The following is a 26,021-nucleotide window of genomic DNA, read 5'->3' on the forward strand; positions in this document are numbered from 1 at the left end:
CTGCGGAGATCGGATCTCTATCCGGCTCAATCGAAGCCAGCAGTTAAAGTTTTGGTTCACTCGAAGTCAATTCCAGAGACAGTCCGCGACACGCACATCAGTTCTGCGCCGGCAGCGCGTCGAGATGACACGCCACCCATTGACCGCCTTCCACCAACCGAAGCTCCGGCTCTTCCGTCCGGCAGCGATCGAACACGTATGGACATCTGGTGTGGAAGCGGCAACCGCTGGGCGGATTGACCGGGCTCGGCACGTCGCCCTTCAAAATGATCGGGTTTCGAACGGCTCCGGGCTCCGGCACCGGCACGGCCGACAGCAGCGCCTTGGTGTAAGGATGCCTCGGCGCGGTGAAGATTTGTTGTCTGGGTGCCATCTCGACGATCTTACCGAGATACATGACGGCAACACGGTGCGTCATGTGTTCGACGATCGCGAGATCATGGCTGATGAAGAGCAGTGCGAGGCCGAACTCGCGCTGCAGATCCTGCAGCAAATTGACGATCTGCGCCTTGACGGAGACGTCGAGCGCCGAGACCGCCTCGTCGCAGACGATCAGTTCGGGTTCCGCGGCAAGCGCGCGGGCGATGCCGATGCGCTGGCGCTGGCCCCCCGAGAATTCGTGCGGCCGGCGGCCCAGCGCGTCGCGCGGCAGGCGCACAATGTCCATCAGCGCCGCAACCTTCGCCTCGAGTTCGGCGGAAGATTTGGCGAGGCCGAAATTGCGGATCGGCTCGGCCAGGATATCGCGGACGCGCATGCGCGGGTTGAGGCTGGAGAACGGATCCTGGAACACCACCTGGACGCGGCGGCGCATGCTGCGCAGCCCGCCGGGCGAAAGACCGTCAATGCGCTGGCCATCCAACACCACCTGGCCGGCGGTGATGTCGAACAGCCGCAAGATAGCCCGGCCAACCGTCGACTTGCCGCAGCCGGACTCGCCGACAAGGGCCAGCGTCTCGCCACGCTCGACCTCAAAGGACACGCCGTCCACCGCATAGACCCAGTTGGACTTGCGGCTGAACAAGCCGCCGCGGACCGGAAAATGCTTCTTTAGATCGTTGACCTGGAGCAGCGGGACGCTCATGCCGCGACCGCCTCCTTGCGCGCGTAGTGGCAGGCGGCGATGTGGCGAGGTCCCTTCTCTTCGAGACCCGGGGCAACCTGCCGGCAGAGATCAGTCGCCAGCGCACAGCGCCCGGCAAAGACACAGCCCTCGATCCGTCCCTTGAGGCTGGGCACCTGGCCGGGAATCTCGGCGAGCCGCCGCGCTGCGCCTGATAGCGAGGAGCCAAGCTTCGGCACCGCGCCGAGCAGGCCCTGCGTATAGGGATGACGAGGCGAGCGGAACAAATCGGCCACCGGGGCTTCTTCAACCTTGCGGCCGGCATACATGACCATGACGCGCTCGGCGATTTCAGCAACCACGCCGAGATCATGGGTGACCAGAACGATCGCCGCGCCGACGCGGCGCTTGAGATCCAGCATCAATTGCAGGATCTGCGCCTGGATCGTGACATCAAGCGCCGTGGTCGGCTCGTCGGCGATCAGGAGTTTTGGATTGCAGGCGAGCGCCATGGCGATCATCACGCGCTGGCGCATGCCGCCGGAAAGCTGATGCGGATACTCGCGCACGCGCCGTGCAGGCTCCGGGATGCCCACCAATGTCAGCATTTCGATCGCGCGCGCCTCGGCAGCCTGCTTGTCGAGCCCCTGATGCATCCGCAGCGTCTCGCCGATCTGACGGCCGACGGTCAGCACCGGATTAAGGCTCGTCATTGGCTCCTGGAAGATCATCGATATCTCGTTGCCGCGGATCGCGCGCATCTCTCGTTCCGAGAGCTGCAGCAGATCCTTGCCCTGGAACCGGATAGAACCCGCGATCTTGCCTGGGGGCTCCGCGATGAGCCGCATCAGCGACATCGAGGTGACCGACTTGCCGCAGCCGGATTCGCCGACAATGGCAAGCGTCTCGCCTTCATTGACATGGAAGGAGACGCCGTCGACCGCCCGATTGATACCCTCGGGCGTTCGAAAATGGGTCTGCAGATTCTGGACTTCGAGCAACGCCATCAGATCAGAACCTCATCGGAAAAGCCGGAGCGGATCATGCGCTAGAGGCTCTTGGCCATTCGCGGATCGAGCGCATCACGCAGGCCGTCACCGAGCAGATTGACGGCAAGCACGGTGACGGACAGAAACGCGGCGGGAAAGAAGACGATGTAGGGCTTGACCTGCCACAGCGCCCTGCCCTCGGCCATGATGTTGCCCCAGGACGGAATGGTGGGTGGCGTGCCGGCGCCGATAAAGGAGAGGATCGACTCCACGATCATGGCGCTGGCGCAGATATAGGTTGCCTGGACCAGCATCGGCGCCAGCGTGTTGGGCAGGATGTGGCGCAGGATGATCATCGGCGTTCTCGTGCCGGAGGCTGTGGCGGCGTCCACGTAGGGCTGTTCACGTAGCGACAGCACGACACTGCGCACCAGCCGCGAGACGCGCGGGACTTCGGCAATCGTGATGGCCAGGATGACGTTGCCGACGCTCGCGCGCGTCAGCGCCATCAGTGCGACGGCAAGCAGGATCGGCGGGATCGACATCAGCCCGTCCATGAACCGCATCAGGATGCTGTCCGCCCAACGCACGAAACCCGAGACCAGGCCGATGGCGAGACCAGCGAGCGAAGACAGCACGGCCACCGACAAGCCCACGGTGAGCGAGACCCGTGCCCCGTAGAGCACGCGTGAATAGATGTCGCGGCCCAGCAAATCGGTGCCGAACCAATAATCCGCGGAAGGCAAGCGTGTGCGTTTGGCGGGCGCGAGCGCGGTGGGATCGACGGTCCCGAGCCAGGGCGCAAAGATCCCGATCAGCACTAGGCAGAGCAGCAAGGCGCCGCCGATCGCAACCGTCGGATGACTACGCAGGAAGCCGAACACACCGCGCCGGATTGCCACCGGCACCAGCAGATCCGGCAGTTGCGGCGCAATGACGAGGCCGGGCGGAAACGGGGCCGTGCTTGTGGTGGAGATGCTCAATAGCGGATCCTCGGATCGACCAGGGTGTAGGTGACGTCGACCATCAGGTTGACGAGCACATAGAGGAAGCTGAACAGCAGCACGATGCCCTGGATGACCGGGTAATCGCGGCGCAGGATCGCGTCGATCGTCAACCGGCCGAGGCCCGGAATGGCGAACACGCTTTCGGTCACCACCGCGCCGCCTATCAACAAGGCGATGCCGATACCGATCACCGTCACGATCGGAACGGCTGCGTTTTTCAGCGCGTGAACGAACAGGATGCTGCGCTGGCCAAGGCCTTTGGCGCGGGCGGTGCGGACATAATCCTGTTGCAGCACCTCGAGCATGGAAGCGCGGGTGATGCGCGCGATCAGCGCGATATAGACGGAGCCGAGGGCAAGTGCCGGCAGAATTAGGTTCTTCAGCCAGGGCCAGACGCCCGCGGTCAACGGCGTGTAGCCCTGCACGGGAAGCCATTCGAACTGCAGCGCGAACACATAGGCAAGGACGTATCCGACAACAAAGACGGGGAGCGAGAAGGCGAACACGGCGAACGCCATGATGGTGCGGTCCACCCAGCTTCCCGCCTTCCACGCCGCCGCCACGCCGAGCGGCACCGCGACAAGGATGGTCAGGACGAGCGTAATCGCCATCAGCGAGAACGTCGGCTCGATGCGCTGCGCGATCATCGCGGCGACCGGCAGGTTGGTGAAGATCGAGGTGCCGAGATCGCCATGCAGGATATGCCAGAGCCAAGTCCCGAACTGGACCAGAAACGGCCGGTCGAGGCCAAGGCTCTGGCGTATGCGCTCAACGTCGGCGGGGCTCGCCTGGTCGCCTGCGATCACCGCAGCCGGATCGCCCGGCGCGATGTAGAGCAGGCTGAAGACGAACAGCGCGACGATCCCCATCACGGGCAAGGTCAAGAGGACGCGCCGGAGGATATACGAGACCATGTGGGTTTACTGCGTCGTCATGCGGTCTTCGACACGCCCCAGAAGAAGGGCAGCGGTCCCTTGGCGATACCGGAGACGCTCTTGCGCCACGCCGTATAGCTCAGGAAGAAGCCGGTCGGTGCATAGATCACGTCCTCGATCGCCGCCTTGTTGAGGCGCTTCACCGCAGCCTTCTCCTCGTCGAGATTCTTGGCGTCGAACCATGCCAAAACCTCCTTTTCGACGGCCTCGCTCGTGGGCCAGCCAAACCACGCCTTGTCGCCAGTGCCGCGAATGGCGTTGTAGGCGGCGGGATTGATGCAGTCCGCGCCGGCGTGCCAGGTGTGAAACATGCCCCAGCCGCCCTGGCCCGGCGGCGTCTTCTGGGCGCGGCGGGAACCGACCGTGCCCCAATCGGTCGCGACGAAGTCGACGTTCATGCCCATTTGCTTCAACAGATCCGCAGTGACATCGCCCTGCGCCTTGGTGATCGGTTGATCCTGCGCCACGACACACGTGACCGGCTGGCCTGAGTAGCCGCTCTCGGCCAGCAACTTCTTTGCCATTGCGAGATCGCGCTTGCCTTTCAGGATCTCGCCGCCCTCTTCCGTGTAGAGCGGTGTATCCGGCGTGAAGAAGCCCGGCAGCGGCTTCCAGAGCGCGGTATCGTCGCCGACCAGCGCGCGCATGTAGTCTTCCTGGCTCAGCGCCGCGAGCACGGCACGTCGCACCTTCACATCGTTGAAGGGCGGATGCAGGTGGTTCATCCGGAATGAACCGATGTTGCCGAGGGGATCGGCGATGTCGACGTTGATGTTGCGGTTCTTCTTCAGCGACGGCACGAGATCGGTGATGGGGCTCTCCCACCAATCGACTTCGCCGTTCTGCAGTGCTGCCGCCGCCGTCGCAGGATCGGGGATCACCACCCATTCGATGCGGTCAACCAGCATCTGCTTGCCGCCGGCGAGCCAGGATGCCTTTTCCTGCCGCGGCGTATAATCGGCAAACTTCTCGAACACCGCCTTGGCGCCGGGCACCCATTCGCCCTTTGCGAACTTCATCGGGCCCGAGCCGATATATTCGGGGATCTGCTTGAACGGGTCGGTCTGGGCGATGCGCTCCGGCATGATGAACGCGCAGGGCGTGCTGTTCTTGCCCAACGCCAGCAGCATTTTCGGATAAGGCGCCTTCAGCGACCATTTGAAGGTCCTGGCGTCGACGGCGGTCAACTCGTTCTGGACCGCCTTGATCATCAGGCCCATCGGATCGCGCGCTGACCAGCGCGTCAGGCTCGCCACCACGTCCTTGCTGAGCACTGGCTCGCCGTCGTGAAACTTCAGCCCCGGCCGAAGCCGAAAGGTCCAGACCAGGCCGTCATCAGACACCTCCTCGGACTCGACCATCTGGCGCTGGGGCTGCAGCGTGGCGTCGAGGCCGTAGAGAGTGTCCCACACCAGCGCAGCCGCGTTGCGCACGACATACTGGGTCCCCCAGATCGGATCGAAATTCGCGAGATTGGCCTGCGGCACAAAGCGCAATGTGCGCGCCGCAGCGCCTTGGGAAAGCGCCGGCATCGAAAGGCCGCCCGTCGCCGCGAGGCTGCCTACTCCGGCCAATCCCTTCAACACAGTCCTGCGATCCATGGAGCTCTCCCAGTCTCAGTGGTAAATGGCGATTCCTGCCAATTCATTGGCCGGAGGTTCGAGGCCGCGCGAGGTGAAACGGGCCAGTCAAACCGATGCCAATCAGTCTCCTTTTGCTTGCAAGCGGTATGCCAGCACGGCTTGCCCACGCGCCGGCCGACTTCCGGCCGACCACACATGAAGTACTTTCGATCGATCACATTTTCGCGCGGTCGTATCCATTTGCGGCCCTGCCTAGCCTGCAAGCCGCTTGAATTTCGGCGATTGTTTCGGGTGCCACCAAGCGCCCCCAATGACGACGCCCTCAGACACGATCTTGCGATCCCCGATCAGGTGCTCGCCGACGACGTCGACATAGTCGAACTGGCCTCGCTGGACCGAGATGACGGTGGCGTCTCCCGCGCTGCCCGGCTTGAGACTGCCGAGTTCGGGACGCCGTAGCGCCATCGCCGCATTCACCGTCGACCCCGCGACCACATCGGGGAGCGGCATGCCCATGCACAGAAACTTGGACATGGTCGTCACCTGATCAAATGCCGGCCCGTCGATGCACAGGGCGTGGACATCAGAGGAAATGGTGTCGGGATAGAAGCCGTTGGCAAGCATTGCGCGGGCGGTCTTGAAGGCGAATGAGCCTTTGCCGTGGCCGATGTCGAAAAGAACCCCACGTTCGCGCGCCTCCAACACCACCCTCTTCACCGTGCCCTGGGAAGTGGCGGGCGTATTGGGAAACGGCCGGAACGCGTGCGTGAGTACGTCGCCCGGACGCAGGCGGGCGAGCACGTCCTCGTAGCTCGGCGGCGGATGGTCGATATGCGCCATCAGCGGCATGCCGACCTGCTCGGCGACCTCGAGCGCGATGTCAAGTGGCACGATCCCCGAGGTGCCCGAGGCGTGGAGCCCTACCCGCACCTTGATGCCGACGATGAGGTCGCGGTTGGCCTCCGCCACGCTGACAGCGTCGATCGGGTTCATCAGCCGCATTTCCTCGGTCTCGCCGACCATGACGCGATGTGAGAAACCGTAGATGCCGGCGTGGGAGACGTGCAGATAGGCCAGAATGCGGACCTGGCTCGGCTCGATGACGTGCTTGCGGAAGCCCGCGAAATTGCCCGGGCCGGCGCTGCCGGTATCAACGGCCGTGGTGACGCCGGAGGCGCGACAGAACTCCTCGGCGTCGATGCCGAGCGAGGTGCCGCCCCAATAGACGTGGGTATGCAAATCGATCAAACCGGGGGTGACGACATAGTCAGACACGTCACGCACATCGGTTCCGGGATCGGCCTTGAGTTCGCTTCCGACCATCGCCACCTTGCCGCCCGCAAAGGCGATATCCGTCACGGCGTCGAGCTTCTGGGAGGGATCAATTACCCGGCCGCCGCGCAGGATCAAATCGAACGGCATTGCAATCTCCTGATATGGCGGTGAAGGAAACGACGGGAGCGCGTCCCGCCTATCCCTGAAAGTGCGCGTGCCGACGAGCCGTCAGCCATTGAACGCGGCCTGGGCTTCCGGCAAGTCCCAGATCTTACCGATCGCCGCAGACGCGGCCGACATGATCGCGGTCTCGTCGCCGTAAATATACCTGCCCGCATCGATCAGCACGCGCCCGTCAACGATGACCTGGTCGATGTTGGCGCGGTTGCCGAGCGCGACGAGCCCGCGTCGTGGGTCGAACAAGGGCTGCAGATGGGGATGGGTCAAATCGACAACGGTGAGGTCGGCGGTGGCGCCCGGCGCGATCATGCCAAGGTCCGGGCGCTTGATGACCGCCGCTGCGGTTGCCGTGACCGACTCGATCAGTTCGGGTGCGTTGGCTACGTCCGCGCGAGCAGACGCAAGCTTCGAGATCATCGACGCCGCGTTGAGTTCGCCGAGTAGGTCCATGTTGTAGCCGTCGGTTCCGACTACTGTACGGACGCCGTGCTCCGCGAAGCGGCTGAACGCCGCGGTAACGCCCGAGCGGGCAAACACGCGCGGGCAGTTCAGCACCGTAGCGCCCTTCGCCGCCATCAGTCTCAGATCGTCATCGGTGCTGGCGATGCAGTGCGCGGCCATAAGATCGGGCGCCAGAAGGCCAAGCCAGTCGAGATATTCGGCCGGCGTGCGACCGCCGTGACGGCTTGCGATCGTCGCGACTTCGGCCTGGCTTTGCGCGAGATGGGTGGTGATGGGAACGTCGAGTTCGCGCGCGCGGACGGCACATGCCCGCAGCAGATCCGGACCACAGGTGTCGGTCGCGTGCGGGCTCATCGCAAGGCCGATCCGCCCGTCGCCGCGTCCATTCCAGCGATGGTATAGCGCGTTCCAGGTGTCCATATCGGCCTGGCCGTCATCGCCCGCGTAATGTACCACGCCATCAGGCCCCGCCTTGGCATCCGAGGTCGAAAACAAATACGGCGCGCCGTAGAAGCGGATACCCATTTCCTCGGCGGCGTCGAACATCTCCGGAATGGTGTTGCGGAACGGCTCCATGACCGTGGTGGCGCCGCCCTTCAGCAATTGCAGAATGCCGAGCCGCGCGATGGCGAGCCGCTCCGACGGCAACAGCAGCTCGGCACCGCGCTTGGTCAGCGGCAACAGCACCGTATAGACGATGCTCTGGTTGTTCCGGCGACCATTACCGTCCTCGGTGTGCGTCCGGGCGACGGCTTCACTGAAGCAGTGGTTGTGCAGGTTCAGAAGGCCGGGCAGCACGAAACGGCCCGGCCTGTCAAAGACCTCGGCGGCGGACGGCCGGTCGCGCGTGACGGCGGCGATACGCTTGCCCTCCAGCAACACCCAATGATCGCGCAGCACCTCCTGCGCGCCATCTCTGCGCGACAACACATAGCTGCCAAAGATCGCGATCGTACTCATGCCGGTTTCACATTCCAGAACACGGCTGTGCCATCGAGGATGCCGGTGATGTTCGAACGGTACGCGGTGGGTTGCTTGTACTGACCGATCGGGAAGTAAGGAATTTCCTCGAACGATAACGCCTGGATGTCGCGGCAGATGCGCTGTTGCTCGGCAAGGTTGGCGGCAGGCTTCGCAACGCCCCCATCTTCTCACTCTTGTACCAGCCGGCGGTTTTGCTGTCGCCGCGCAGGTTCGAATTGCCGGCCGGGTTCAGCCAATCGATGCCTTGCCAGTTGCCGACGCCGGCGCTCCAGCCGCCCTGGGCGACGGGGTCCTTCTTCAACTGCCGCTGCAACACCACGCCGAAATCCAGCCCGGCATATTCGACGTTCATGCCGGCCTGCTGCAGCATGTCGGCTGCGATGTCGCCGAGCGGCTTTTGTGCCACCGAGTTGGTGGGGACGAGCAGCACCACCTTCTCGCCATTGTAACCGGCGGCTTTCAGATCGGCCTTGACCTTCGCCATGTCGCGCGGCCCGCGGAACACATTGAGGCCGACATCGCTCGCCATCGGCGTACCCGGCGCAAAGAAGCCGATCGGCGAGGATTGATGGGCGGGATCATCGCCCGCAACCGCCGTCATGAAGGCGGACTGGTCGATCGCGCCCAACAGCGCCCGGCGAATGGCGGGATTGTCGAACGGTGGCTGCAGATGGTTCACGCGTAGCATGCAGGTGTAACCCCGCGGATCGAGAATCCGCGTGGTGATGCCGCCGGTACGCTTCAGCACCGGCAGCAGGTCGTGCGGCGTCGTTTCCTGCCAATCCTGCTCGCGCGTTTGCAGCGCAGCCACCCCGGTCGCGGCATCCGGCATCGTCGTCCAGACCACGCGATCGTAATGAACGATCTTGGGTCCGGCGGTCCAGTCGGGCTCGCCGTCCTGACGGGGCAGATAACGATCGAAACGGGCGTAGACGTTACGCGCGCCTTGCACGCGCTCGTCCGCCACGAAGCGGAAAGGACCGCTACCTACGACCTCGGTCAGCGGCTTGAACGGATCCTGGCTCGCCAGCCGCTCCGGCATCATGAACGGCGCCTGGATCGCGGCCTTGCCGAGCGCCGCAGGCAGCAGCGGGAAAGGCCTGCTCAGCCGAAAACGGATGGTACGGTCATCAGGTGCCGACAGCTCGTCCGTTGCGGCCATCAGCTCGGCGCCGAACCCGTCGCGGGCCGCCCAACGGCGAATGCTGGCAACGCAGTCGCGCGCCAGCACGCGCTCGCCGTCATGCCATAGCAGGCCATCACGCAGCGTCAGGTCCCACTGCCGGTCGTCGTTCGACACAACATGCCCGGACACCATCTGCGGCGAGACCTCGAGCGCCGAGTTCATGCCGTAGAGCGTGTCGTAGACCATGAAGCCATGGTTTCGGGAAACCTGGGCCGTGGAGTAGATCGGGTCGACAAAAGTCAGGTCGATCACCGGAATGAAGCGCAGCGTGGTCTGCGACTGCGCCCGCAAAATTCCCGGCAGCGAAAACGCCGGCGCTGCGGCGGCGGCCTTCAGCAGTGAACGACGGGAAACGGGCATCGATGACTCCAGGGATATCTGATCGGTGGTTCTCAGAGGGCAGCTGCTTCGTGACTTCTAAAATTCGCAGCGATCGCCTCCCCGCTCGTGATCCACAGATCGGGGCAGGATTTGGCATAGGTGAGAAATTCGCGCAGCAGCCGAAGCCGCATCGGACGACCGCTGCATTGCGGATGCAGCACGGTCGTGACCATCGCGCCCCAATCCCTGACTTCATCGAGCTCATCCTTCCAGATCGAGAGCACATGCTCCTTCGGGAAGATCGGCCGCGGGCTGAATCGGGCGGACAGTCCGTGCATCCAGTCGTCATAGCTTGCAGTCACCGGAAGCTCGATCGTGCCCGGCCTGCCATCGGCAAGACGATGGCGGTAAGGCCGCACGTCGTCGCGAAATGACGAAGTGTAGACGATGCCGTGGCGCACCAGCGCCACCCGCAGCTCTTCGGTGAATTCACCGTAAGGTGCGCGATAGCCGGTCGGCTTGACGCCAAGCCGACGCTTCAGCGCCTCAAAACCCCGCTCCAGTTCCTCCTCGATCCAGGGATCGCCCGGATCCGGCAGCAGATGGTGATAGCCATGATGGCCAATCTCGTGGCCCGCCTTGAGAATGGACTCTGCCATCGCGGGATGCGCATCCACCGACCAGCCGGTGACGAAGAACGTCGCCTTCAGATCGAGCTGATCGAGCAGCTCCAAAAGTTTCGGCGTGCCGACGCGCGCCTCGTAGCCGCCATAGCTCATGGTGATGAGCCGCTGGGCGTGCAACGCGTCCTTGCTGGTCCAGGCGGTCTCCGCGTCCACGTCGAAGGAGAGGAACATCGCTGATGTATAGGGCTTGGGCCACGGATAGTGCGGGGCCGGCGGCGCGGTGTTTGCGGGAGTGAGCGGAATGCTTGCAAGCGCTTTACTGTCCAGCATTGATGGTCGCCTTCTCTACGCCGTAGTCGGTCAATTTCCACTTCGCCAGCAACGCACGGTAGGTGCCATCAGCGATCAAGGAGTCCAGAGCCTCCACGACCGCCTGCTGAAGCGCCTTCTCTTTGATGTTCAAAGCAAGCCCGGTGAACTGGGTGGCGAACACGTCGCCGACCGGGACATAGGTGCCCGGCTCGAGGTCCATCATGTAGGGAAGCGTCTCGCCGCCCTGGACGGCCGCATCGATCCGTCCTTGCCTGAGCTGGGTCCGGGCATCGGCCGATCCTTCCGTGCCCACGAATTGAACCGGGTTGCCGCCGCAATGTGCCTCGCTCCAGGCAGCGATCAGCTTTGGAAACGACGTGCGCCGGCTGGCGCCGACCTTTTTGCCGCAGAATGCCGTCGTGTCCTTGAACTCGGCGGCGCGCGACTGCTGCACGAAGAACCGAGGCCCATTGCGAAGGTAGTCGACAAATGTCGCCGTGTCCTGCCGGCTCGCCATATCCGTCATGCCGGACAGGATCGCATCGACCCTGCCCGTCGAAATCGCGGGCATCATCTGGTCAAAACTGGTTTGCTGCCAGTCGATCTTGAGCCCAAGCTTGCGACCGAGCGCCTCGCCAAGCTCGACGTCGAAACCGGTCAGCGTGTTGGTCGCGGGATCGCGGAATTCCAGGGGTGGATAGTTCGGGACGATGGCAACCTTGATACTGCCCTGCTTGGCGATTTCCGGAGGGAGCTCAACCGCCATGACCGAAGCATTAGCGGCACTGAGGAATGCGGCTGCAAGAAAACGTTTCATCACGAAATTCGCTCCATCAGATCACCGCGGAAAGAAACGATTGGGTGCGCACTTCACGGGGCTTACCGAGAACCTCTGCCGCTGGGCCGGATTCCACGATTGCGCCATGGTCCATGTAAACAACGGTATCCGCCACCTCCCGCGCGAAGCCGAGCTCGTGCGTCACCACCATCATCGTCATGCCGCTGCGGGCAAGTTCCTTCATGACGGTGAGCACCTCTCCGACCAGTTCGGGATCGAGGGCACTCGTCGGCTCGTCGAACAGCATCAGCATCGGCTTCATGGCGAGCGCGCGGGCAATCGCTACCCGCTGCTGCTGCCCGCCGGAAAGCTGAGAGGGATAGGCATCGGCTTTCGCCGCCAGCCCGACGCGCCGCAGAAGCTCCATCGCCTCCGCTCGCGCCTCCTCCTTCTTGCGGCCCTGCACCTGCACGGGGCCTTCGGTGATATTTTCAAGCGCTGTTTTGTGCGGAAACAGATTGAAGCGCTGAAACACCATCCCGGTCTTCAGGCGCTGGCGCGCGATCTGCCGTTCGGTGAGGCGATGCAATCGCCCACCCTCTTCTCGCACGCCCAGCAACTCGCCATCCAGCCAGATGCCGCCGCTGTCGATCGACGTAAGCTGATTGATGCAGCGCAGGAGCGTTGTCTTGCCCGATCCCGACGCACCGATCAGGCAGAGCACCTCGCCTGGCCGAACGTCGAGCGAGACGCGATTGAGGGCTTGAAACTCCCCGAAGTTCTTACTGACCGAACGGATGGCGACGAGGGGCTGGGTCATCGGGTGATCTGCAATGCTCCACGCGCGAAGCGTCGTTCGAGAAGCATCTGCAAAGGAGTCAGGATCGACACCACGAGCAGATACCAGGAGCCGGCGACGATCAGGAGTTCGATCACGCGTGAGTTCGCGTAATAGATATTCTCGGCGCTGTGCAGCACCTCCGGATACTGGATGACGCTTGCCAGCGACGTGGCCTTCACCATGCCGATGAACTCGTTGCCGAGCGGAGGGATTACGACCCGCATCGCCTGCGGCAGGATGATCCGACGCAGCGCGCGCAGCCTTCCCATGCCGATCGCCTGCGCGGCCTCATATTGCCCGATGTCGACCGACAGCATACCCGCCCGCATCACCTCGGACGTGTAGGCGCCCTGATTGATGCCGAGGCCGAGCAGCGCGGACAGAAACGGCGTCATGACATCGACGGCCCGCGCCGACCACAGGCCCGGAATGCCGATCGTCGGAAACACCAGCGCGAGGTTGAACCACAGCAGCAATTGCAGGATCAGCGGCGTACCGCGGAACAGCCACGTGTAGCCGGCGGCGACGGACGCCAGAACCGGATTGGACGAGAGCCTCATGATCGCAACGACGACGCCCAACACGATGCCGAGCGCCATCGCGAGCACCGCCATCACCATGGTGTTGGTGATGCCCTCGAGGATCACCTTCGCGGTCAGGAAGCGGCTGACATAGGTCCATTCGATCTGGCCGTTGACGAAAGCGCGACCGATCGCAGCCAACACGACGAGAATCGCAGCCGCAGCGAGCCATCGCTGCCAATGAACCTGACGTGCGACCGTCATCCCCGAAATATCGGGAAAACCCTCCGCAAGTGTGGACGCCATTCTCATTGCGGGGACGCATTCATCATCGGCTGGGCCACCGCGTTCGCGCCCAATCCGTATTTATCGAGAATGGCCTTGTAGGAGCCGTCAGCGATCATGGCGGCGAGATGTTCCGTCACCACCTCGCGCAGCGCCACGTCGTCTTTCCGGGACATGATGCCCTGATAGCCAGTGGCGAACGGCTCTCCGATGACGCGGTATTTCCCGGCCTCCTGCTGCTGGGCGTAGGGCAGCGTCTCGGTGCCCTGCACCGCAGCGTCGATGCGGCCCTGCTTGAGCTGGTTGCGGACATCGATGCTGTTCTCACCCGGGACATATTGCACGGCAGGCTTGCCGTTCGTCTCGCAGTTCTGCTTGCTCCATTTCTCGATCTCGACCGGAAAGCTGGTGCTGCGCGTCGTTCCAACCTTCTTGCCGCAGAGATCGATGGGAGACTTCGCCGCATTTTCCGTCAGGACGAAGAACTGCGGGCCTGTCGCCAGATAGTCAATGAAATCCGCGGTCTCACGCCGCGAGCTGCGGTCCGAAATGCCGCTGATAATGAAATCGGCGCGCTTGGTCTGCAATGAAGGGATGAGCTCGGCGAACGGCGTTTCGCTCCAGATGATCTTCACGCCGAGTCGCTTTGCGAGTTCGTTGGCGAGATCGATATCGAGCCCGACGAGCTGATTTGTCGCGGGATCACGATACTCCATGGGGGCATAGGTCGAGTTGACCGTCAGCCGCAACGTGCCCGCCTGTTTGATCGCTTCCGGCAGTTCGGCGGCCCCTGCCGTTGTGACGGCGACGAGCGCGGCGAACCCAACGGAGAACAAGAGACGTGTCATATCAGCTCCTTCGGCCCACGCCGCGACTGGCCGCTTGATGTTTAACCGCATCGAGCGTGGCCGGCTCGATAACACCGGCACGCTCCGTGATCGCCGAGTATTGTTCCGGTCGCCGGTGCGCGGCGAAATTGAACATCTTGTCCTTGCCCTGGCGACAGAGATCGAGGTCGAGGTCGGCAACGATGATTTCGTCCGCGAGCGTTTGCGCCTCAGTGACGATCCTGCCATTGGGATCGACGATGCAGGAGCCACCGATCAGTCCGGAGCCGTCCTCGGTCCCCGCCTTGGCGACCGCGATCGCCCAGGTGGCGTTCATGTAGGCATTGGCCTGGGTTACCAGCTTGGAGTGGAAGGTGCGCAGCGCTGCGTCTTCGGAGACACCGCCGTTCGGATCGTAGGCCGCGGAATTGTAGCCGACGCAAACCAGTTCGACGCCCTGCAGGCCCAGCACGCGCCAGCCTTCCGGCCAGCGGCGATCATTGCAGATCATCATGCCCATGATCGCGTGGTGCCAGTCCGGTCCCACCCGAAAGGCAGGAAATCCCAGATCGCCATATTCGAAATAGCGCTTTTCGAGCTGCTGGTAGGCTGCGCCGGCACGCGGCTCGACCGAGCCCGGCAGGTGCACCTTGCGATAACGCCCGAGGATTTCGCCGTCGCGATCGACCAGGATCGAACAGTTGAAGCGCCGGCCGTCCGACGTCAGTTCGGCGTAGCCGACATAGAAGCCGATGCCGAGCGCCCGCGCGCGATCGAACAAGGGCTGCACGGCCGGATTCGGCATGCCGCGCTCGAAGTAATGATCGAGCGCGTCGCCCTCGATAAGCCATCGCGGGAAGAAGGTCGTGAACGCCAGTTCGGGAAAAACCACCAGTGTTGCGCCGCGCGCAGCCGCCTGCTCCAGCAACGCCAGCATCCGGCCAAGCGTATGCTCTCGCGCATCAGCTTTTTGCGTCGGCCCCATCTGAGCGGCGGCGGCGCGGAGAACTCGAACCAACATTGCCTCCAATCTGAGCGGACTGCTTACTCAAGAGGCGGATGATCCCGCTTCGATGGCGCTCCGATGCAGGGCTGATTACGCGGAAGCGCAGTCCTAAACGCAATCACTCGTGCTATGATATTTTCAGCGAGACAATAACCGGTAGTTATATGAACCTGCGCCAATTGGAGATCCTGCGTGCGGTTATCCGCCATCGCACCACCGTCGCGGCGGCGGACGAACTCGCGCTCTCGCAGCCGGCGATCAGCAACGCGCTGAAGGCGATGGAGTCGCAGGCGGGCTTCGCGTTGTTCGAGCGTGTCAACAACCGGTTGTTCCCGACATCAGAGGCGATGGCGCTTTACAAGGAAAGTGAAGCGATCTTTGCGCTCCACGCCAAACTCGAAAATCGCGTACGCGACTTGAGGGAGTGCCGCACAGGGCTTCTATCGATCGTGGCAACGCCGCCGCTGGCCTACAGCATTATTCCGCGCGCTTTATCGGACTTCCTGCGCCGCCGTCAGCAGACACGCGTCTTCTTCGATGTGAGGCGCTACGAGGGAATCATCGACGGCGTGTCGAGCAGGGTTGCAGAGCTCGGATTCGCGCTCGGGCTGTCGCATCATCCTGGCATTGCGCATGAGGTGGTTCACACCGGCGAAATGGTCTGCGTCTTGCCGCCGAACCATCCTCTGGCCGAACGGCCGGTCATCTCCGCTTCCGACCTTGTCGGCTTGCCCTTCATCGGGCTGGAGCGCGGCACGCGGTTGGGCGAAGCCGTGCGCGAGAGCTTTGCGCAGGCCGGCTCGCCGTTTCAGCCGACCGTCGAAGTGCGATACTGCAACACGGCCTGCGTGCTCGCAGCCGCCGGCGTGGGCGCGGCGGTCGTCGATCCATTTTCTCCGCGCCAGAACGGCAGCCAGGATCTGATCGTTAGGCCTTTCACGCCCAAGACGGTGGCTATTGCCTATATGCTGTGGTCTGAGGCGGAGCCTCTATCGCGCTTGGCCAAGGCGTTCCTGAATGAAGTCCGCCAAGCGGCCGCTCCCTGGACCGAGATGTCTCTTGATCGTTGAATAATGTGCAACAGGGCGCGCTCGACCTACGGTAAGCAGGCCGAATGTCCGACGCACGATGTGTGACGGTCACAGGTCCTTTTCGGCGAGTTCGCGAAACCCGTCGGGAATGGAACGAGAGTTGCCCAGCGCCACCGAGCCGTATCCAATAGCATCCCATCCGAAGCGATCGCGGATCTTATCCACGGCACGGTGGGTCGCCCATCGTGCCATGCCTATTTTGATGCCGGGGCAGCAGCGTTCATCTTGAAGCCCGTCGGAATGACCGTCACCGACACAAATGCCTGCACCGTACCGGGATGATCCAGAGCCAGCCGATATCCCACTCGAATCCCCTGAACATGGACGTCCCTCACCCGAACGGCCGCATGGCTACTGCCAATATAGGTCGATCGTGCATTCCCTCCACACTTTAGGCGTCAAAGGCGCATTCTTGTGGACGTTCATCTGGTCTCTCCCTGGAACACTGAAGCTTCGCAACCTCAGCCTCCTCGGTTCAGACCAGATGGATGACCTCCTGGAAGACCACATCTAGGGAGACCGGGTAGCGCATACGGATGGGACCGATTTCTGCGCCGGGCTGCGCGCCACTGCCCTCTCGCGAGCAACTGGTGGTTTTCCTTCGCGAGGCGTTGGATCAATAAAGATGCGACGACCACAAGAGCAAGCGCTGGATCAAGACGCGCAAGATCAAACAGGAAAGATTTGCACGGAACAAAGTACTAACATTCGCCGTCAGCGCAGACCGCCTTTTGGGGCGGCGCGGCGCAGCGTTCCTCGATCAGCGGGGCTCCACTCCACAAGCCGCATGGTCTGGCGCTGTTTAATGCGATTGAGAGGCGGTGTCCTCATCCGGAGGTATTCATGGCACGCGCCTTTACTAGGGCGGAACGGGAAACTGAACGTCGTCGCTATGTCTCGCAATCTGAGTCCGGCCTCACATCAGGACCCCGCTTGTCAGAAGCCGGTGTGGCTTGCAACAAAGTCCCTGACGTGTTCGGGTACTGGTACGCCATCGATATCGCAGCGGGCTTGAATATCTTCGGCGACTTGGTTGGAAACATCCTCGATCCAGTGCTCAAGTGTGTTGAAGGCCATGACTCGAACCGGGGCGTTGAATTGGCCAGTTAGAAGATCGGAGATGGTAGTTTCGAGGTCGTCCCGCTCGATCTGTTTTTCAGGGCAATCACTGCGTGACGCTCCGAAACGATCGAACACAAGGTAGACGGTCTGATCAGCGCCGTAAGGCACTAACGTCGGCAACCAATTCGGCTTAGGCATCGCCATGTTGCTCTCCTTCGATGCATTACTGAAATGTCTGCGATGCTACTTCTAGTCGGAAGCCGACAATCTGGATGCACTGTTGCGCAGATTTTCGTACAGCATTTGATGGCTGCCTTTCATCGCCAAGCAGCCCCGGCATGATTGCCGAGCCGCACGCCGTCGCCATCAGGCTTCCTTTCGCGCGATCTTTATGTCAGACATTGGTCCACAAGCGGCGGGTCAAGGATCGCGCATGCGAAGTCCGGACTGCCTTCAATACCAGACCAGCCGCAAGCGACGAAGTTGGTCGGCTTGGGGCCCGCGAGCTGACATTAGTGCGGTCGCTACTTCCGTCTCGTCTCAGAGTTGGACCTTTGTCAGCGCGACTGGTACAAGTCGCGCAGCGCCCGTCCGCGGCCTGACCGGAGATCTGCGTTGCGCCCCTAGTCGACGGAGGCGGATTCATTTTCTGTCGATCCGCAAGCAAAAGCAGTGGATACTCAAGTTGCGCATCGCACCAAACGCTCGAACTCCGTTAATCACGGATACTCGCGGTGCTCGGGATTGACGAGCAGATTGCTCGTTTCGTTCAGGTTTCGCGGAAAGCGCGGGAGAAGCTATCAAAGGCCGGCTTCATGATATACTCGAAAAAGGTGCGCTCTCCTGTCTTGATGTAAATGTCGGCCGGCATGCCGGGTGTCGGAACGAATTCAGGCATGTGCTTGAGAATATCGTCTTGGTCTAGGCGCACCCGAACCACATAGAATTCCCGACGGGTGTCACTTGGAGGGCGGCGTGTTTCCGCCTTGATCTGTACTTGCTCCGCCAACACGTCTGCTGACACGTAGATGACGCTCGCGCCGACCATGGGCGTGATGCGTTGGTTGAGCGCCGACAGCCGCACCAGCGCCTCCTGACCTACGCTCACGTGCGAAATGTCCTTAGGACTCACATGTGCCTCGATGACGCGTTCTTCGCCTATCGGCAGGAGCTCAAGCAGCACGGCGCCAGGAGAGACGACACCGCCCGGTGTATGGAAGTTCCTCTTCAACACGATGCCTCGAACCGGCGAGCGAACGTCGATGCGCTCGACGATATCCTGGGCGGCGCGAATCTGCTCCTCCACGTCATCCAGGTCCGCTTCGGTCTCGCGCAGCTCCTTGATCGCATCCCGGAGCGCCGTCGAGTGGAGCTGGGCTATTCTTTCGTTCGCCTGAGCGATCCTCTCCTTCGAATCGGCGATGCGGCCAAGATACTCGCCGAGTTCTCCCTCGAGACCTGCCTCGGAGCGTTGCAGCGCCAGCACATCCGACTTGCGGACCAACTGCTGGCGAAGAAGCGAATTCTTGTCCTTCAGCTCCTCGGCGAAAAGGGCAATACGCTGTTGGGTGGACTGCACTTGAGCCTGATATCCGCGGATGCTTTCCTCCAGCCCGGCGATTTGCTTCATGAGTACGCTTTCCTGGGTTACAAGACTAGTCCGGCGTGCCCTCAGTTCGGCACGTTGCCGCTCAAGAACCGCTTTGATTTCCGGATCACGTGCGCTCTCGCTGAATGCCGCGGGAGTTTCTATTGTCTCTGACGAGCTCATTTCAGCTTCGAGACGCGCCTTCATGGCGAGCAGCCGATACTTCTTTAAGACCAACCGCCTCAGCTTGGAGTTGGCAGCGGTGTCGTCCATGCGAACGAGCACCTGGTTCGCCTCAACGGCATCACCGTCCTTTACCGCAATCTCGCGGATGATGCCGCCCTCGAGGTGCTGGACCAGCTTGTTCTGTCCGGTAGCCACGAACGTGCCCGAGGTGACGACAGCACTGTTCAGTGGAGCGACTCCGGCCCAAACACCGAAACACCCGAGCCAAACGACCAGCATGGCTAGGCCGGTAAAGATGGGCCATTTGGCGCTCAGCGGAACGCCGCGGTACCACTCACCGGCGCTGTCCTTTTTTGCTTTCATCTGTCCTCCCGCGTGGTCACCTCACGGGCCTGAGGATTCGATGCGTTGCGGCTGCTCCGGCTTACCTGCGGTGCCCCGCCGGGCGATCGAACCAGGCGATGCAGCACGTCGCTTGGAGATCCGAACGCTTCGGCCCGTCCGGCCCGCAGGATGAGCACTTTGTCCACGCTGTTCAGCAGCGCCGGGCGCAAGGTTACCACCACTGCGGTGACCCCCCGCTTTTTCGCGCGCTGCAGGGTCTCGGTCAGAGCCAGCTCCCCTGCCGCGTCTAGATTCGAGTTTGGCTCGTCGAGGACGACAAGGCACGGATCACCGAAGAAAGCCCGGGCGAGCGCGATGCGCTGCTTCTGTCCCCCGGAGAGCGGCCCGCCGCCGCGGTCGAGCACGGTCTCGTATCCTTGCGGCAGCTGACAGACCATGTCGTGGATGCCCGAGAATATCGCTGCCTCATAGATGCTCGCGTCGGGCAGGTCGTCCCGCATGCGACAGATGTTCTGCTTGATCGTCCCGGGAAATAGCTCGACCTCCTGGGGCAGGTAGCCGGTATATTCGCCAAACTGGCGACGATCCCAATTGCGCAGCTCCGTTCCGTCCAGCCTGACCTTACCGGCGGTCGGCACTAGACAGCCCACCAGAATGCGCGCGAGGGTCGACTTACCCGACCCAGACGGTCCGACAATGGCCAGAGACTCTCCGGGCGCCAGCTCGAGCGACACACTATTGAGCACCGGCTCCTTCGAGCCGGGCGGCAAATACAAGACCCGATCCACGGTCAGCCGCCCTTGCGGCTTGGGCAGGCGCAGCTTAGGCGTCTCGCGCTGGAATGACTCGACCGCCTGCTTGACACGCGCATAGGCCGATCGCGCCTGAATACAGCTGCGCCATCCCTCGATCAGGCCCTCGAGCGGCTGCAGGGCGCGGCCGACGATGATTGCGGCCGCGATCATCATGCCGCCGGTGATCTCGGCGTTGAGAGCCAGATAGGCGCCCACACCGAGGATCGTGATCTGGGTCACGAGCCGGACGAACTTCGACGCACCGCTGATCCAGAAATTCCGGTCAAGGGCCTGGCTCTGCACCGTCAGGGCCGGCGCCTGCCGGCGACCCCAATGAAGAATGCTCTCGCTCAGCATTCCCATCGCATTGATAACCTGCGAATTTCGCGCCAGCGACTCGGCCGCCGCATCGGCCTCAGCAGCATGCAGGCCTGCCTCGCTCAGACGTTCCGAGGTCGCTTTCTGGTTGAGCACCGCAATCAGCACCAGTGCCAGGCCCGACACGACAGCGATCCATCCGAGATCTCGGTGAATGAGAAATATGACTCCGAAGTAGAGGGGCGAGAGCGGCGCGTCCATCAGCATAAGCATGACGGGGCTCGAGATGAATCCCCGCACCTGGTGAAGGCTACGAATCGCCTGGATGGTCCCGCCCTCGCCGGCCCTGGCGTTGTTGATACTGCTCGCCAGCACTGCACCACCGAGCACGGCCTCCATCTTGGTCGCAAAACGCCCAAGCACCTGCCGACGCAGAATGTCGATGATCGAGAGGATGCCGATGAACGCCAGCGCGAGAGCCGAGAGCATCAGCAGTGTTTCGAGGCTGCGGCTCGTCAGAACGCGATCGGAAATCTGGAACAGGTAGATCGGCAGCGTGAGCATCAGCAGATTCACGACGACCGAAAATGCAGCGACCGCAATCAGGTTCGTGCGCGCGACCGAACGCCAGGTGGCCAGCGGGTTGACAGGTCCAACATAGTCGCGGGCCTCGCCGCCGGGTGCGACGCGAAGGTGATCTGCAGAATAGCTGCGCGGCGGATTGTCCAGTATCTCGACGGCCGCCATGTTCGCCCCCGCTATAGGATAGCAAGTTCAGGGTCTGTTGGCTGATTCGTATCTACGATCTCGGGAGGCGGCGGCGCAGTGTCAGACGCCGACGCGGCGTCGGCCGAAGACCCCGTATCCTGCGGGGGAACTGCGCTGTCGCTGCTAAGATTAACACCGTAATCGGTGTACTCGGTTCCGGTATGCAGAGCATTTTCTGGTGGCGGTGGCTCATCGTTCAGGGCGATCACGTCGCCTGAGGGCTCATCGACCGGCGCTGCATTCGCAGCGTCGCTGGCCACGGTCCCGGTGTCGGCCGGATCTGACACGTCGCTGGCCGGATCGCTCACGCCGGCAGCGGTTGTCGTCGGCGCCGGCTCGGTCGTCTCAACCGGCGCCGCATCCGCAGCGTCGCTCGCCACGGTCCCGGTGCCGGCCGGATCTGACACGTCGCTGGTCGGATCGCTGACGGTGGCAGCGGTTGTCGTCGGTGCCGGCTCGGTCGTCTCAACCGGCGCCGCATCCGCAGCGTCGCTCGCCACGGTCCCGGTGCCGGCCGGATCTGACACGTCGCTGGTCGGATCGCTGACGGTGGCAGCGGTTGTCGTCGGTGCCGGCTCGGTCGTCTCGACCGGCGCCGCATCCGCAGCGTCGCTGGCCACGGTCCCGGTGTCGGCCGGAACTGACACGTCGCTGGTCGGATCGCTCACAGCGGCAGCTGCTTCCGTGAGCACCGGCTCGGTCGTCCCAACGACCGGCGCCGCATCCGCAAGGGTGTCGCTGGCCACGGTCCCGGTGTCAACCGGATCTGACACGTCGCTGGTCGGATCGCTCACAGCGGCAGCTGCTTCCGTGAGCACCGGCTCGGTCGTCCCAACGACCGGCGCCGCGTCCGCAAGAGTGTCGCTAACTGCACTTGCCGGTTGTGCCACGTCACCGGCCACCGGCGCGATCGTAGCGCCGAGGTCATCGGTCAGCGTCGCCGCGGCGCTGTCGGTCACCGTCGCCAGCACCGGCTGCGCGGCCGCCTCGACCGGCGCGATCGTGGCGTCGACGTCATCGGTCAGCGTCGCCGCGGTGTCGGTCACCGTCGCCAGCACCGGCTGCGCCGCCGCCGCGACCGGGGCAATCGTTTCGCCGACGTCATCGGTCAGCGTCGCCGCACTGTCGGCCACCGTCGCCAGCACCGGCTGCGCCGCCGCTTCGACCGGCGCAACCGTGCCATCCACGTCATGGCTCAGCGTGCCCACGCTGTCGGTCACCGTCGCCAGCACCGGCTGCACCGCCGCCGCGACCGGCGCGATCGTGGTTTCGCCGACGTCATCAGTCAGCGTCGCCGCGCTGTCGGCCACCGTCGCCAGCACCGGCTGCGCCGCCGCTTCGACCGGCGCAATCGTGGCGCCGACGTCATCGGTCAACATCGCCGCGCTGTCGGCCACCGTCGCCAGCACCGGCTGCACCGCCGCCGCGACCGGCGCAATCGTGGCGCCGACGTCATCGGTCAACATCGCCGCGCTGTCGGCCACCGTCGCCAGCACCGGCTGCGCCGCCGCTTCGACCGGCGCAACCGTGCCATCCACGTCATGGCTCAGCGTGACCACGCTATCGGTCATCGTCGCCAGCACCGGCTGCACCGCCGCCGCGGCCGGCGCGATCGTGGTTTCGCCGACGTCATCGGTCAGCGTCGCCGCGCTGTCGGTCACCGTCGCCAGTACCGGCTGCACCGCCGCCTCGACCGGCGCGATCGTGGCGCCGACGTCATCGGTCAGCATCGCCGCGGTGTCGGTCACCGTCGCCAGCACCGGCTGCACCGCCGCCGCGGCCGGCGCGATCGTGGTTTCGCCAACGTCATCGGTCAGCGTCGCCGCGCTGTCGCTCACCGTCGCCAGCACCGGCTGCGCGGCCGCCGCGACCGGCGCAATCGTGGCGCCGACGTCATCGGTCAGCGTGCCCACGCTGTCGGTCACCGTCGCCAGCACCGGCTGCACCGCCGCCGCGGCCGGCGCGATCGTGGTTTCGCCAACGTCATCGGTCAGCGTCGCCGCGCTGTCGCTCACCGTCGCCAGCACCGGCTGCGCCGCCGCCGCGGCCGGCGCAACCGTGCCATCCACGTCATGGCTCAGCGTGCCCACGCTGTCGGTCACCGTCGCCAGCATCGGCTGCACCGCCGCCGCGACCGGCGCGATCGTGGCGCCGACGTCATGGGTCGGCGTGCTTACGGTGTTGGTCTCCGTCGCCAGCACCGGCTGCGCCTCAACCGGCATGATCCCACCCACCACGTCATTGCTGAGACCGCCGACAGCCCCAAGCAGGGGAACGAAGCCGATCATCGACGGGCTGAAAGAGTAGCACGTTGGACTGAGCGGATTCGAGCTTTGACCCACCCTGCATTTGAGTGCCTCCGAGGTAGGAATCCGCTGATAGCGGGTTGACGGAACTATCTTCGAGTGAGGTGTGAGCGTTAAAATGGCGGGGTTCGGCATCATCATGGCGGGGCTCGGCATCATCGCCGTCCCCTCGGCGGCGACAGCTTCGCTGCGGGCGGCGCTCGGCTTGAGCGCATCGTCATGCGGCTGCGCCAAAAGCCCGGTCGGATCGAACTGGGTCGCACGCGCCTCCGACGACGCGACGGGCCTTTTGGCCGTCTCATCCTCTGCGCCCGTTTTCGAAGGATCAATCGCCGGCAGATGGTCATTCGCCTCCTGCGGCGCGGCGCCTGCCTGAGCCGTTTTGACGACCTCCTGCTCGGCCGCCGCGGATTTGAAAATGCCCACAAGAAACTCGTCGCAGGCAGTCAGCGGGGCAATGAAGAACGACCAAGTCAAGAAATTGAAAGAGCCCGATCGCTTGTCCGCTTGCTGCACCGCAGCTTCGAAGATTTTCCGCTCTTGTTCGAACAGTTCGCGTTTTTCGACTTCGATCATGACTGCCGCCCTTTTTCTCGTTCGAATCAGAAACTACTCTCGCGTATTCGGCACATCAGGCGTCCGTGTCGTGCGACGTGTCCGCCGCCACATCGCAATGCCCTACGTCGAAGTGATCCGCAGGGCCCATCTGGCCGATGGCGTATTCGAGCGCGTCGTCGGACGACATCGAAGCGAGCGCGACCTGCATGTCACCCGAATGATCCGGACCATGCGAGCCGAAATCACCATGTGAGAAGTCGACCTTGGCAAGCGCTTCACCTGGGCTTCGATAGGTGTCGCCCTTGCCGTAGTCGTCGGATGGCTTGGCGTCGGAATAGTCGTTCTGCGCCTGCCAGGCGTCGTTCTTGGCGTCCTTCCAGCCACCATCTTGCTTGGAGTAGTCCTCGCGACCCCTGTGATCGTCATTCCACTTGGAGTTCTCGCCGTTGCCGCGGTCGTCGAGCGTGGTTGAGTCGCATTCCTCGCGTGGGACGCCGATTCCCGGAATCTTTGCCAGTCCGAAAATGCTCGTGACCCAGCTCAGGATAGACATGGTTTCGCTCCTAGCTTCGGGTTTGCGACGCGCCATGCCTTGTCCGGGTCACGGCGCCCTCACCCTATTGTCGCCGACGCGCCACGATGGATGCAGCGCGCAAAACAAAATCACGCCTCATTCGAGCTGCCGGCGCATGGCCACCAGCTCTCTCCGGATCCAGGCCTTGACCGTTCCGACCGGAACCCGGAGGTATTGGGCGATCTCCTCATGCGTGCGCCCATCGATGATCGCCAGAAGCAGGCTCGCGCGGCGCTTTGGCTCGAGTTGATCGAGCATCGTCCGTAACGTCATGCTGTCCGGGATGCCCGACGCGGGGTTCGGTGCCGTCCGTTCACGTTCGCAGATGGCGTTCAGCGTGTAGTCCTCGAGCGCGAGTTCCCGCCTAGCATTCTTCTGCATCCTGAGTGCTGTGTGGCGGACGATCGCGTAGATCCAGCCCCGCGCGGATCCGCGTGCAGGGTCGAAGTCTTTGGCGCATCGGAGAATCTGCGCGAATGCATCGTGAATGACGTCCTCCGCGCGCGACCTGTCGTGGACAATCCGGTGCGCCACCGCGCGTAACTTGTCCTTCTCCCGGGCATAGATCTCCCCGACGGCAAACTGCGACCCGGCGGCGCACTCGATTAGCGCCGCTTCATAATTGAAAGCCGTCTCGCAATCACGATATGTGTCAGCCTGCACTGCGCTGGAGAAAGAAGCTTCATGGGTGAAGCACGCGCGTTGGTGGGGCACGGTACGCAACCCCTATTCCGTGCAAGGCAATACTGATGACTTGCACTTTTCCGAGTGCACAATGAACGGGTGATTAAACTCAAGTCAGGGCTCTACTTCATTCATTAAAAATTGTTTCGATCTGCCCCATCACAAAGGCGTGACGTCCTCATCAGACCGGAACGTCACATTCTCTCGCCGCGCAATCCGCGGTGAGCCTGCCTTACTCGTTGCACGCAATGCACGTGATTCTGCCTTGGCGAGTTTCGGCATCGCAGTACCGATCGACGATGTAGTTGACGGACTTCAAAACGCGAATTGCAGTGATCTTGACGCGATCTCTTCGAGATCAAGCCGCATTCTAAATGACAAGCGTCATTCCTCATCCGCAAACTTTGCGCGACGTTGCATCCAGATCGGCGGATTCCGACTAGCAGGCTGCTGAAAAAGCTGATTGCAGGAGCGATTTTCTTGATCGGCGCGAGGATGCGGCGACTTCCGAGGTCTGAACGACGCCGTAGGCGGTGTCTCGGAGGCGATTTTGCTTCATTTTCGAT

The 26,021-nt window shown here is 63.0% G+C and carries 20 protein-coding genes and 1 pseudogene; 1 reads left to right on the top strand and 20 read right to left on the bottom strand.

Annotated elements, in window-relative coordinates; all coding sequences use genetic code 11:
- Window positions 1–97 precede the first annotated feature (97 nt).
- From AC0QUY_RS20055 to AC0QUY_RS20120, 14 genes and pseudogenes are all read right to left on the bottom strand, one after another.
- The gene (locus tag AC0QUY_RS20055; RefSeq protein ID WP_475388064.1) at window positions 98–1,084 is read right to left on the bottom strand and encodes an ABC transporter ATP-binding protein; all 987 of its coding nucleotides are present in this window, start codon (window positions 1,082–1,084) and stop codon (window positions 98–100) included.
- The gene (locus AC0QUY_RS20060; protein ID WP_475388065.1) at window positions 1,081–2,070 is read right to left on the bottom strand and encodes an ABC transporter ATP-binding protein; all 990 of its coding nucleotides are present in this window, start codon (window positions 2,068–2,070) and stop codon (window positions 1,081–1,083) included. Before AC0QUY_RS20060 ends, AC0QUY_RS20055 begins: the two co-directional genes overlap by 4 nt.
- A 41-nt stretch (window positions 2,071–2,111) precedes the next feature.
- A complete protein-coding gene (locus AC0QUY_RS20065; RefSeq protein WP_161855195.1) occupies window positions 2,112–3,035 on the bottom strand; it encodes an ABC transporter permease in 924 nt (307 codons plus the stop codon).
- Window positions 3,032–3,973, bottom strand: coding sequence for an ABC transporter permease (locus tag AC0QUY_RS20070; RefSeq protein ID WP_475388066.1), 942 nt, complete (start codon window positions 3,971–3,973; stop codon window positions 3,032–3,034). Before AC0QUY_RS20070 ends, AC0QUY_RS20065 begins: the two co-directional genes overlap by 4 nt.
- Before the next feature lie 17 nt (window positions 3,974–3,990).
- A complete protein-coding gene (locus AC0QUY_RS20075) occupies window positions 3,991–5,595 on the bottom strand; it encodes an ABC transporter substrate-binding protein (protein ID WP_475388067.1) in 1,605 nt (534 codons plus the stop codon).
- A gap of 234 nt (window positions 5,596–5,829) precedes the next feature.
- On the bottom strand, window positions 5,830–6,999 hold the full coding sequence (locus AC0QUY_RS20080) for an amidohydrolase/deacetylase family metallohydrolase (RefSeq protein ID WP_475388068.1): 1,170 nt from the start codon (window positions 6,997–6,999) through the stop codon (window positions 5,830–5,832).
- An 81-nt stretch (window positions 7,000–7,080) separates the two neighbouring features.
- Window positions 7,081–8,454, bottom strand: coding sequence for an amidohydrolase family protein (locus tag AC0QUY_RS20085; protein ID WP_475388069.1), 1,374 nt, complete (start codon window positions 8,452–8,454; stop codon window positions 7,081–7,083).
- A pseudogene (locus tag AC0QUY_RS20090) lies at window positions 8,451–10,024 on the bottom strand (ABC transporter substrate-binding protein). Before AC0QUY_RS20090 ends, AC0QUY_RS20085 begins: the two are co-directional and overlap by 4 nt.
- A 32-nt stretch (window positions 10,025–10,056) precedes the next feature.
- Complete coding sequence (locus tag AC0QUY_RS20095; RefSeq protein WP_475388070.1) at window positions 10,057–10,941, bottom strand: polysaccharide deacetylase family protein; 885 nt, start codon at window positions 10,939–10,941, stop codon at window positions 10,057–10,059.
- Entirely contained in the window at window positions 10,928–11,740 is an 813-nt protein-coding gene (locus AC0QUY_RS20100) for an ABC transporter substrate-binding protein (protein WP_161855202.1), read from the bottom strand. Before AC0QUY_RS20100 ends, AC0QUY_RS20095 begins: the two co-directional genes overlap by 14 nt.
- 16 nt (window positions 11,741–11,756) lie before the next feature.
- Window positions 11,757–12,521 carry an amino acid ABC transporter ATP-binding protein gene (locus tag AC0QUY_RS20105; protein WP_161855203.1) on the bottom strand — a complete coding sequence of 255 codons (765 nt, stop codon included), beginning with the start codon at window positions 12,519–12,521 and terminating at the stop codon, window positions 11,757–11,759.
- Window positions 12,518–13,375, bottom strand: a complete 858-nt coding sequence (locus AC0QUY_RS20110) for an amino acid ABC transporter permease (RefSeq protein WP_161855204.1) — start codon at window positions 13,373–13,375, stop codon at window positions 12,518–12,520. The genes AC0QUY_RS20105 and AC0QUY_RS20110 overlap by 4 nt, the downstream gene beginning before the upstream one ends.
- On the bottom strand, window positions 13,372–14,196 hold the full coding sequence (locus tag AC0QUY_RS20115) for an ABC transporter substrate-binding protein (RefSeq protein WP_475388071.1): 825 nt from the start codon (window positions 14,194–14,196) through the stop codon (window positions 13,372–13,374). The genes AC0QUY_RS20110 and AC0QUY_RS20115 overlap by 4 nt, the downstream gene beginning before the upstream one ends.
- Before the next feature lies 1 nt (window position 14,197).
- Window positions 14,198–15,196 (bottom strand): N-carbamoyl-D-amino-acid hydrolase, encoded by a 999-nt coding sequence (locus AC0QUY_RS20120; protein WP_161855206.1) that lies wholly within the window; start codon window positions 15,194–15,196, stop codon window positions 14,198–14,200.
- Window positions 15,197–15,345: 149 nt separating this feature from the next.
- Between AC0QUY_RS20120 and AC0QUY_RS20125 the strand changes: the two genes are divergently transcribed.
- Complete coding sequence (locus AC0QUY_RS20125) at window positions 15,346–16,251, top strand: LysR family transcriptional regulator (RefSeq protein ID WP_475388072.1); 906 nt, start codon at window positions 15,346–15,348, stop codon at window positions 16,249–16,251.
- A 957-nt stretch (window positions 16,252–17,208) separates the two neighbouring features.
- On the opposite strand, the gene AC0QUY_RS20130 is transcribed toward AC0QUY_RS20125, so the two are convergent.
- From AC0QUY_RS20130 to AC0QUY_RS20155, 6 genes are all read right to left on the bottom strand, one after another.
- On the bottom strand, window positions 17,209–17,538 hold the full coding sequence (locus tag AC0QUY_RS20130) for a hypothetical protein (protein WP_308200422.1): 330 nt from the start codon (window positions 17,536–17,538) through the stop codon (window positions 17,209–17,211).
- Window positions 17,539–18,103: 565 nt separating this feature from the next.
- Entirely contained in the window at window positions 18,104–19,471 is a 1,368-nt protein-coding gene (locus tag AC0QUY_RS20135) for an HlyD family type I secretion periplasmic adaptor subunit (RefSeq protein WP_161855208.1), read from the bottom strand.
- Complete coding sequence (locus tag AC0QUY_RS20140; RefSeq protein ID WP_246738267.1) at window positions 19,468–21,312, bottom strand: type I secretion system permease/ATPase; 1,845 nt, start codon at window positions 21,310–21,312, stop codon at window positions 19,468–19,470. The genes AC0QUY_RS20135 and AC0QUY_RS20140 overlap by 4 nt, the downstream gene beginning before the upstream one ends.
- Window positions 21,313–21,323: 11 nt before the next feature.
- The gene (locus AC0QUY_RS20145; protein WP_475388073.1) at window positions 21,324–24,215 is read right to left on the bottom strand and encodes a hypothetical protein; all 2,892 of its coding nucleotides are present in this window, start codon (window positions 24,213–24,215) and stop codon (window positions 21,324–21,326) included.
- Window positions 24,216–24,270: 55 nt separating this feature from the next.
- Window positions 24,271–24,750 carry a hypothetical protein gene (locus AC0QUY_RS20150; protein WP_475388074.1) on the bottom strand — a complete coding sequence of 160 codons (480 nt, stop codon included), beginning with the start codon at window positions 24,748–24,750 and terminating at the stop codon, window positions 24,271–24,273.
- A 117-nt stretch (window positions 24,751–24,867) separates the two neighbouring features.
- Window positions 24,868–25,485 carry a sigma-70 family RNA polymerase sigma factor gene (locus AC0QUY_RS20155; protein WP_246738765.1) on the bottom strand — a complete coding sequence of 206 codons (618 nt, stop codon included), beginning with the start codon at window positions 25,483–25,485 and terminating at the stop codon, window positions 24,868–24,870.
- Window positions 25,486–26,021: the final 536 nt, after the last annotated feature.

Source organism: Bradyrhizobium sp. WYCCWR15520, from assembly GCF_056174665.1.

Excerpts from the sequence above, each read along its gene's own strand:
- AC0QUY_RS20055 (WP_475388064.1), bottom strand. The coding sequence starts at position 1,084 with ATGAGCGTCCCGCTGCTCCAGGTCAACGATCTAAAGAAGCATTTTCCG.
- AC0QUY_RS20060 (WP_475388065.1), bottom strand. The coding sequence starts at position 2,070 with ATGGCGTTGCTCGAAGTCCAGAATCTGCAGACCCATTTTCGAACGCCC.
- AC0QUY_RS20070 (WP_475388066.1), bottom strand. The coding sequence starts at position 3,973 with ATGGTCTCGTATATCCTCCGGCGCGTCCTCTTGACCTTGCCCGTGATG.
- AC0QUY_RS20075 (WP_475388067.1), bottom strand. The coding sequence starts at position 5,595 with ATGGATCGCAGGACTGTGTTGAAGGGATTGGCCGGAGTAGGCAGCCTC.
- AC0QUY_RS20080 (WP_475388068.1), bottom strand. The coding sequence starts at position 6,999 with ATGCCGTTCGATTTGATCCTGCGCGGCGGCCGGGTAATTGATCCCTCC.
- AC0QUY_RS20085 (WP_475388069.1), bottom strand. The coding sequence starts at position 8,454 with ATGAGTACGATCGCGATCTTTGGCAGCTATGTGTTGTCGCGCAGAGAT.
- AC0QUY_RS20095 (WP_475388070.1), bottom strand. The coding sequence starts at position 10,941 with ATGCTGGACAGTAAAGCGCTTGCAAGCATTCCGCTCACTCCCGCAAAC.
- AC0QUY_RS20100 (WP_161855202.1), bottom strand. The coding sequence starts at position 11,740 with ATGAAACGTTTTCTTGCAGCCGCATTCCTCAGTGCCGCTAATGCTTCG.
- AC0QUY_RS20105 (WP_161855203.1), bottom strand. The coding sequence starts at position 12,521 with ATGACCCAGCCCCTCGTCGCCATCCGTTCGGTCAGTAAGAACTTCGGG.
- AC0QUY_RS20110 (WP_161855204.1), bottom strand. The coding sequence starts at position 13,375 with ATGAGAATGGCGTCCACACTTGCGGAGGGTTTTCCCGATATTTCGGGG.
- AC0QUY_RS20115 (WP_475388071.1), bottom strand. The coding sequence starts at position 14,196 with ATGACACGTCTCTTGTTCTCCGTTGGGTTCGCCGCGCTCGTCGCCGTC.
- AC0QUY_RS20120 (WP_161855206.1), bottom strand. The coding sequence starts at position 15,196 with ATGTTGGTTCGAGTTCTCCGCGCCGCCGCCGCTCAGATGGGGCCGACG.
- AC0QUY_RS20125 (WP_475388072.1), top strand. The coding sequence starts at position 15,346 with ATGAACCTGCGCCAATTGGAGATCCTGCGTGCGGTTATCCGCCATCGC.
- AC0QUY_RS20130 (WP_308200422.1), bottom strand. The coding sequence starts at position 17,538 with ATGGCGATGCCTAAGCCGAATTGGTTGCCGACGTTAGTGCCTTACGGC.
- AC0QUY_RS20135 (WP_161855208.1), bottom strand. The coding sequence starts at position 19,471 with ATGAAAGCAAAAAAGGACAGCGCCGGTGAGTGGTACCGCGGCGTTCCG.
- AC0QUY_RS20140 (WP_246738267.1), bottom strand. The coding sequence starts at position 21,312 with ATGGCGGCCGTCGAGATACTGGACAATCCGCCGCGCAGCTATTCTGCA.
- AC0QUY_RS20145 (WP_475388073.1), bottom strand. The coding sequence starts at position 24,215 with ATGATCGAAGTCGAAAAACGCGAACTGTTCGAACAAGAGCGGAAAATC.
- AC0QUY_RS20150 (WP_475388074.1), bottom strand. The coding sequence starts at position 24,750 with ATGTCTATCCTGAGCTGGGTCACGAGCATTTTCGGACTGGCAAAGATT.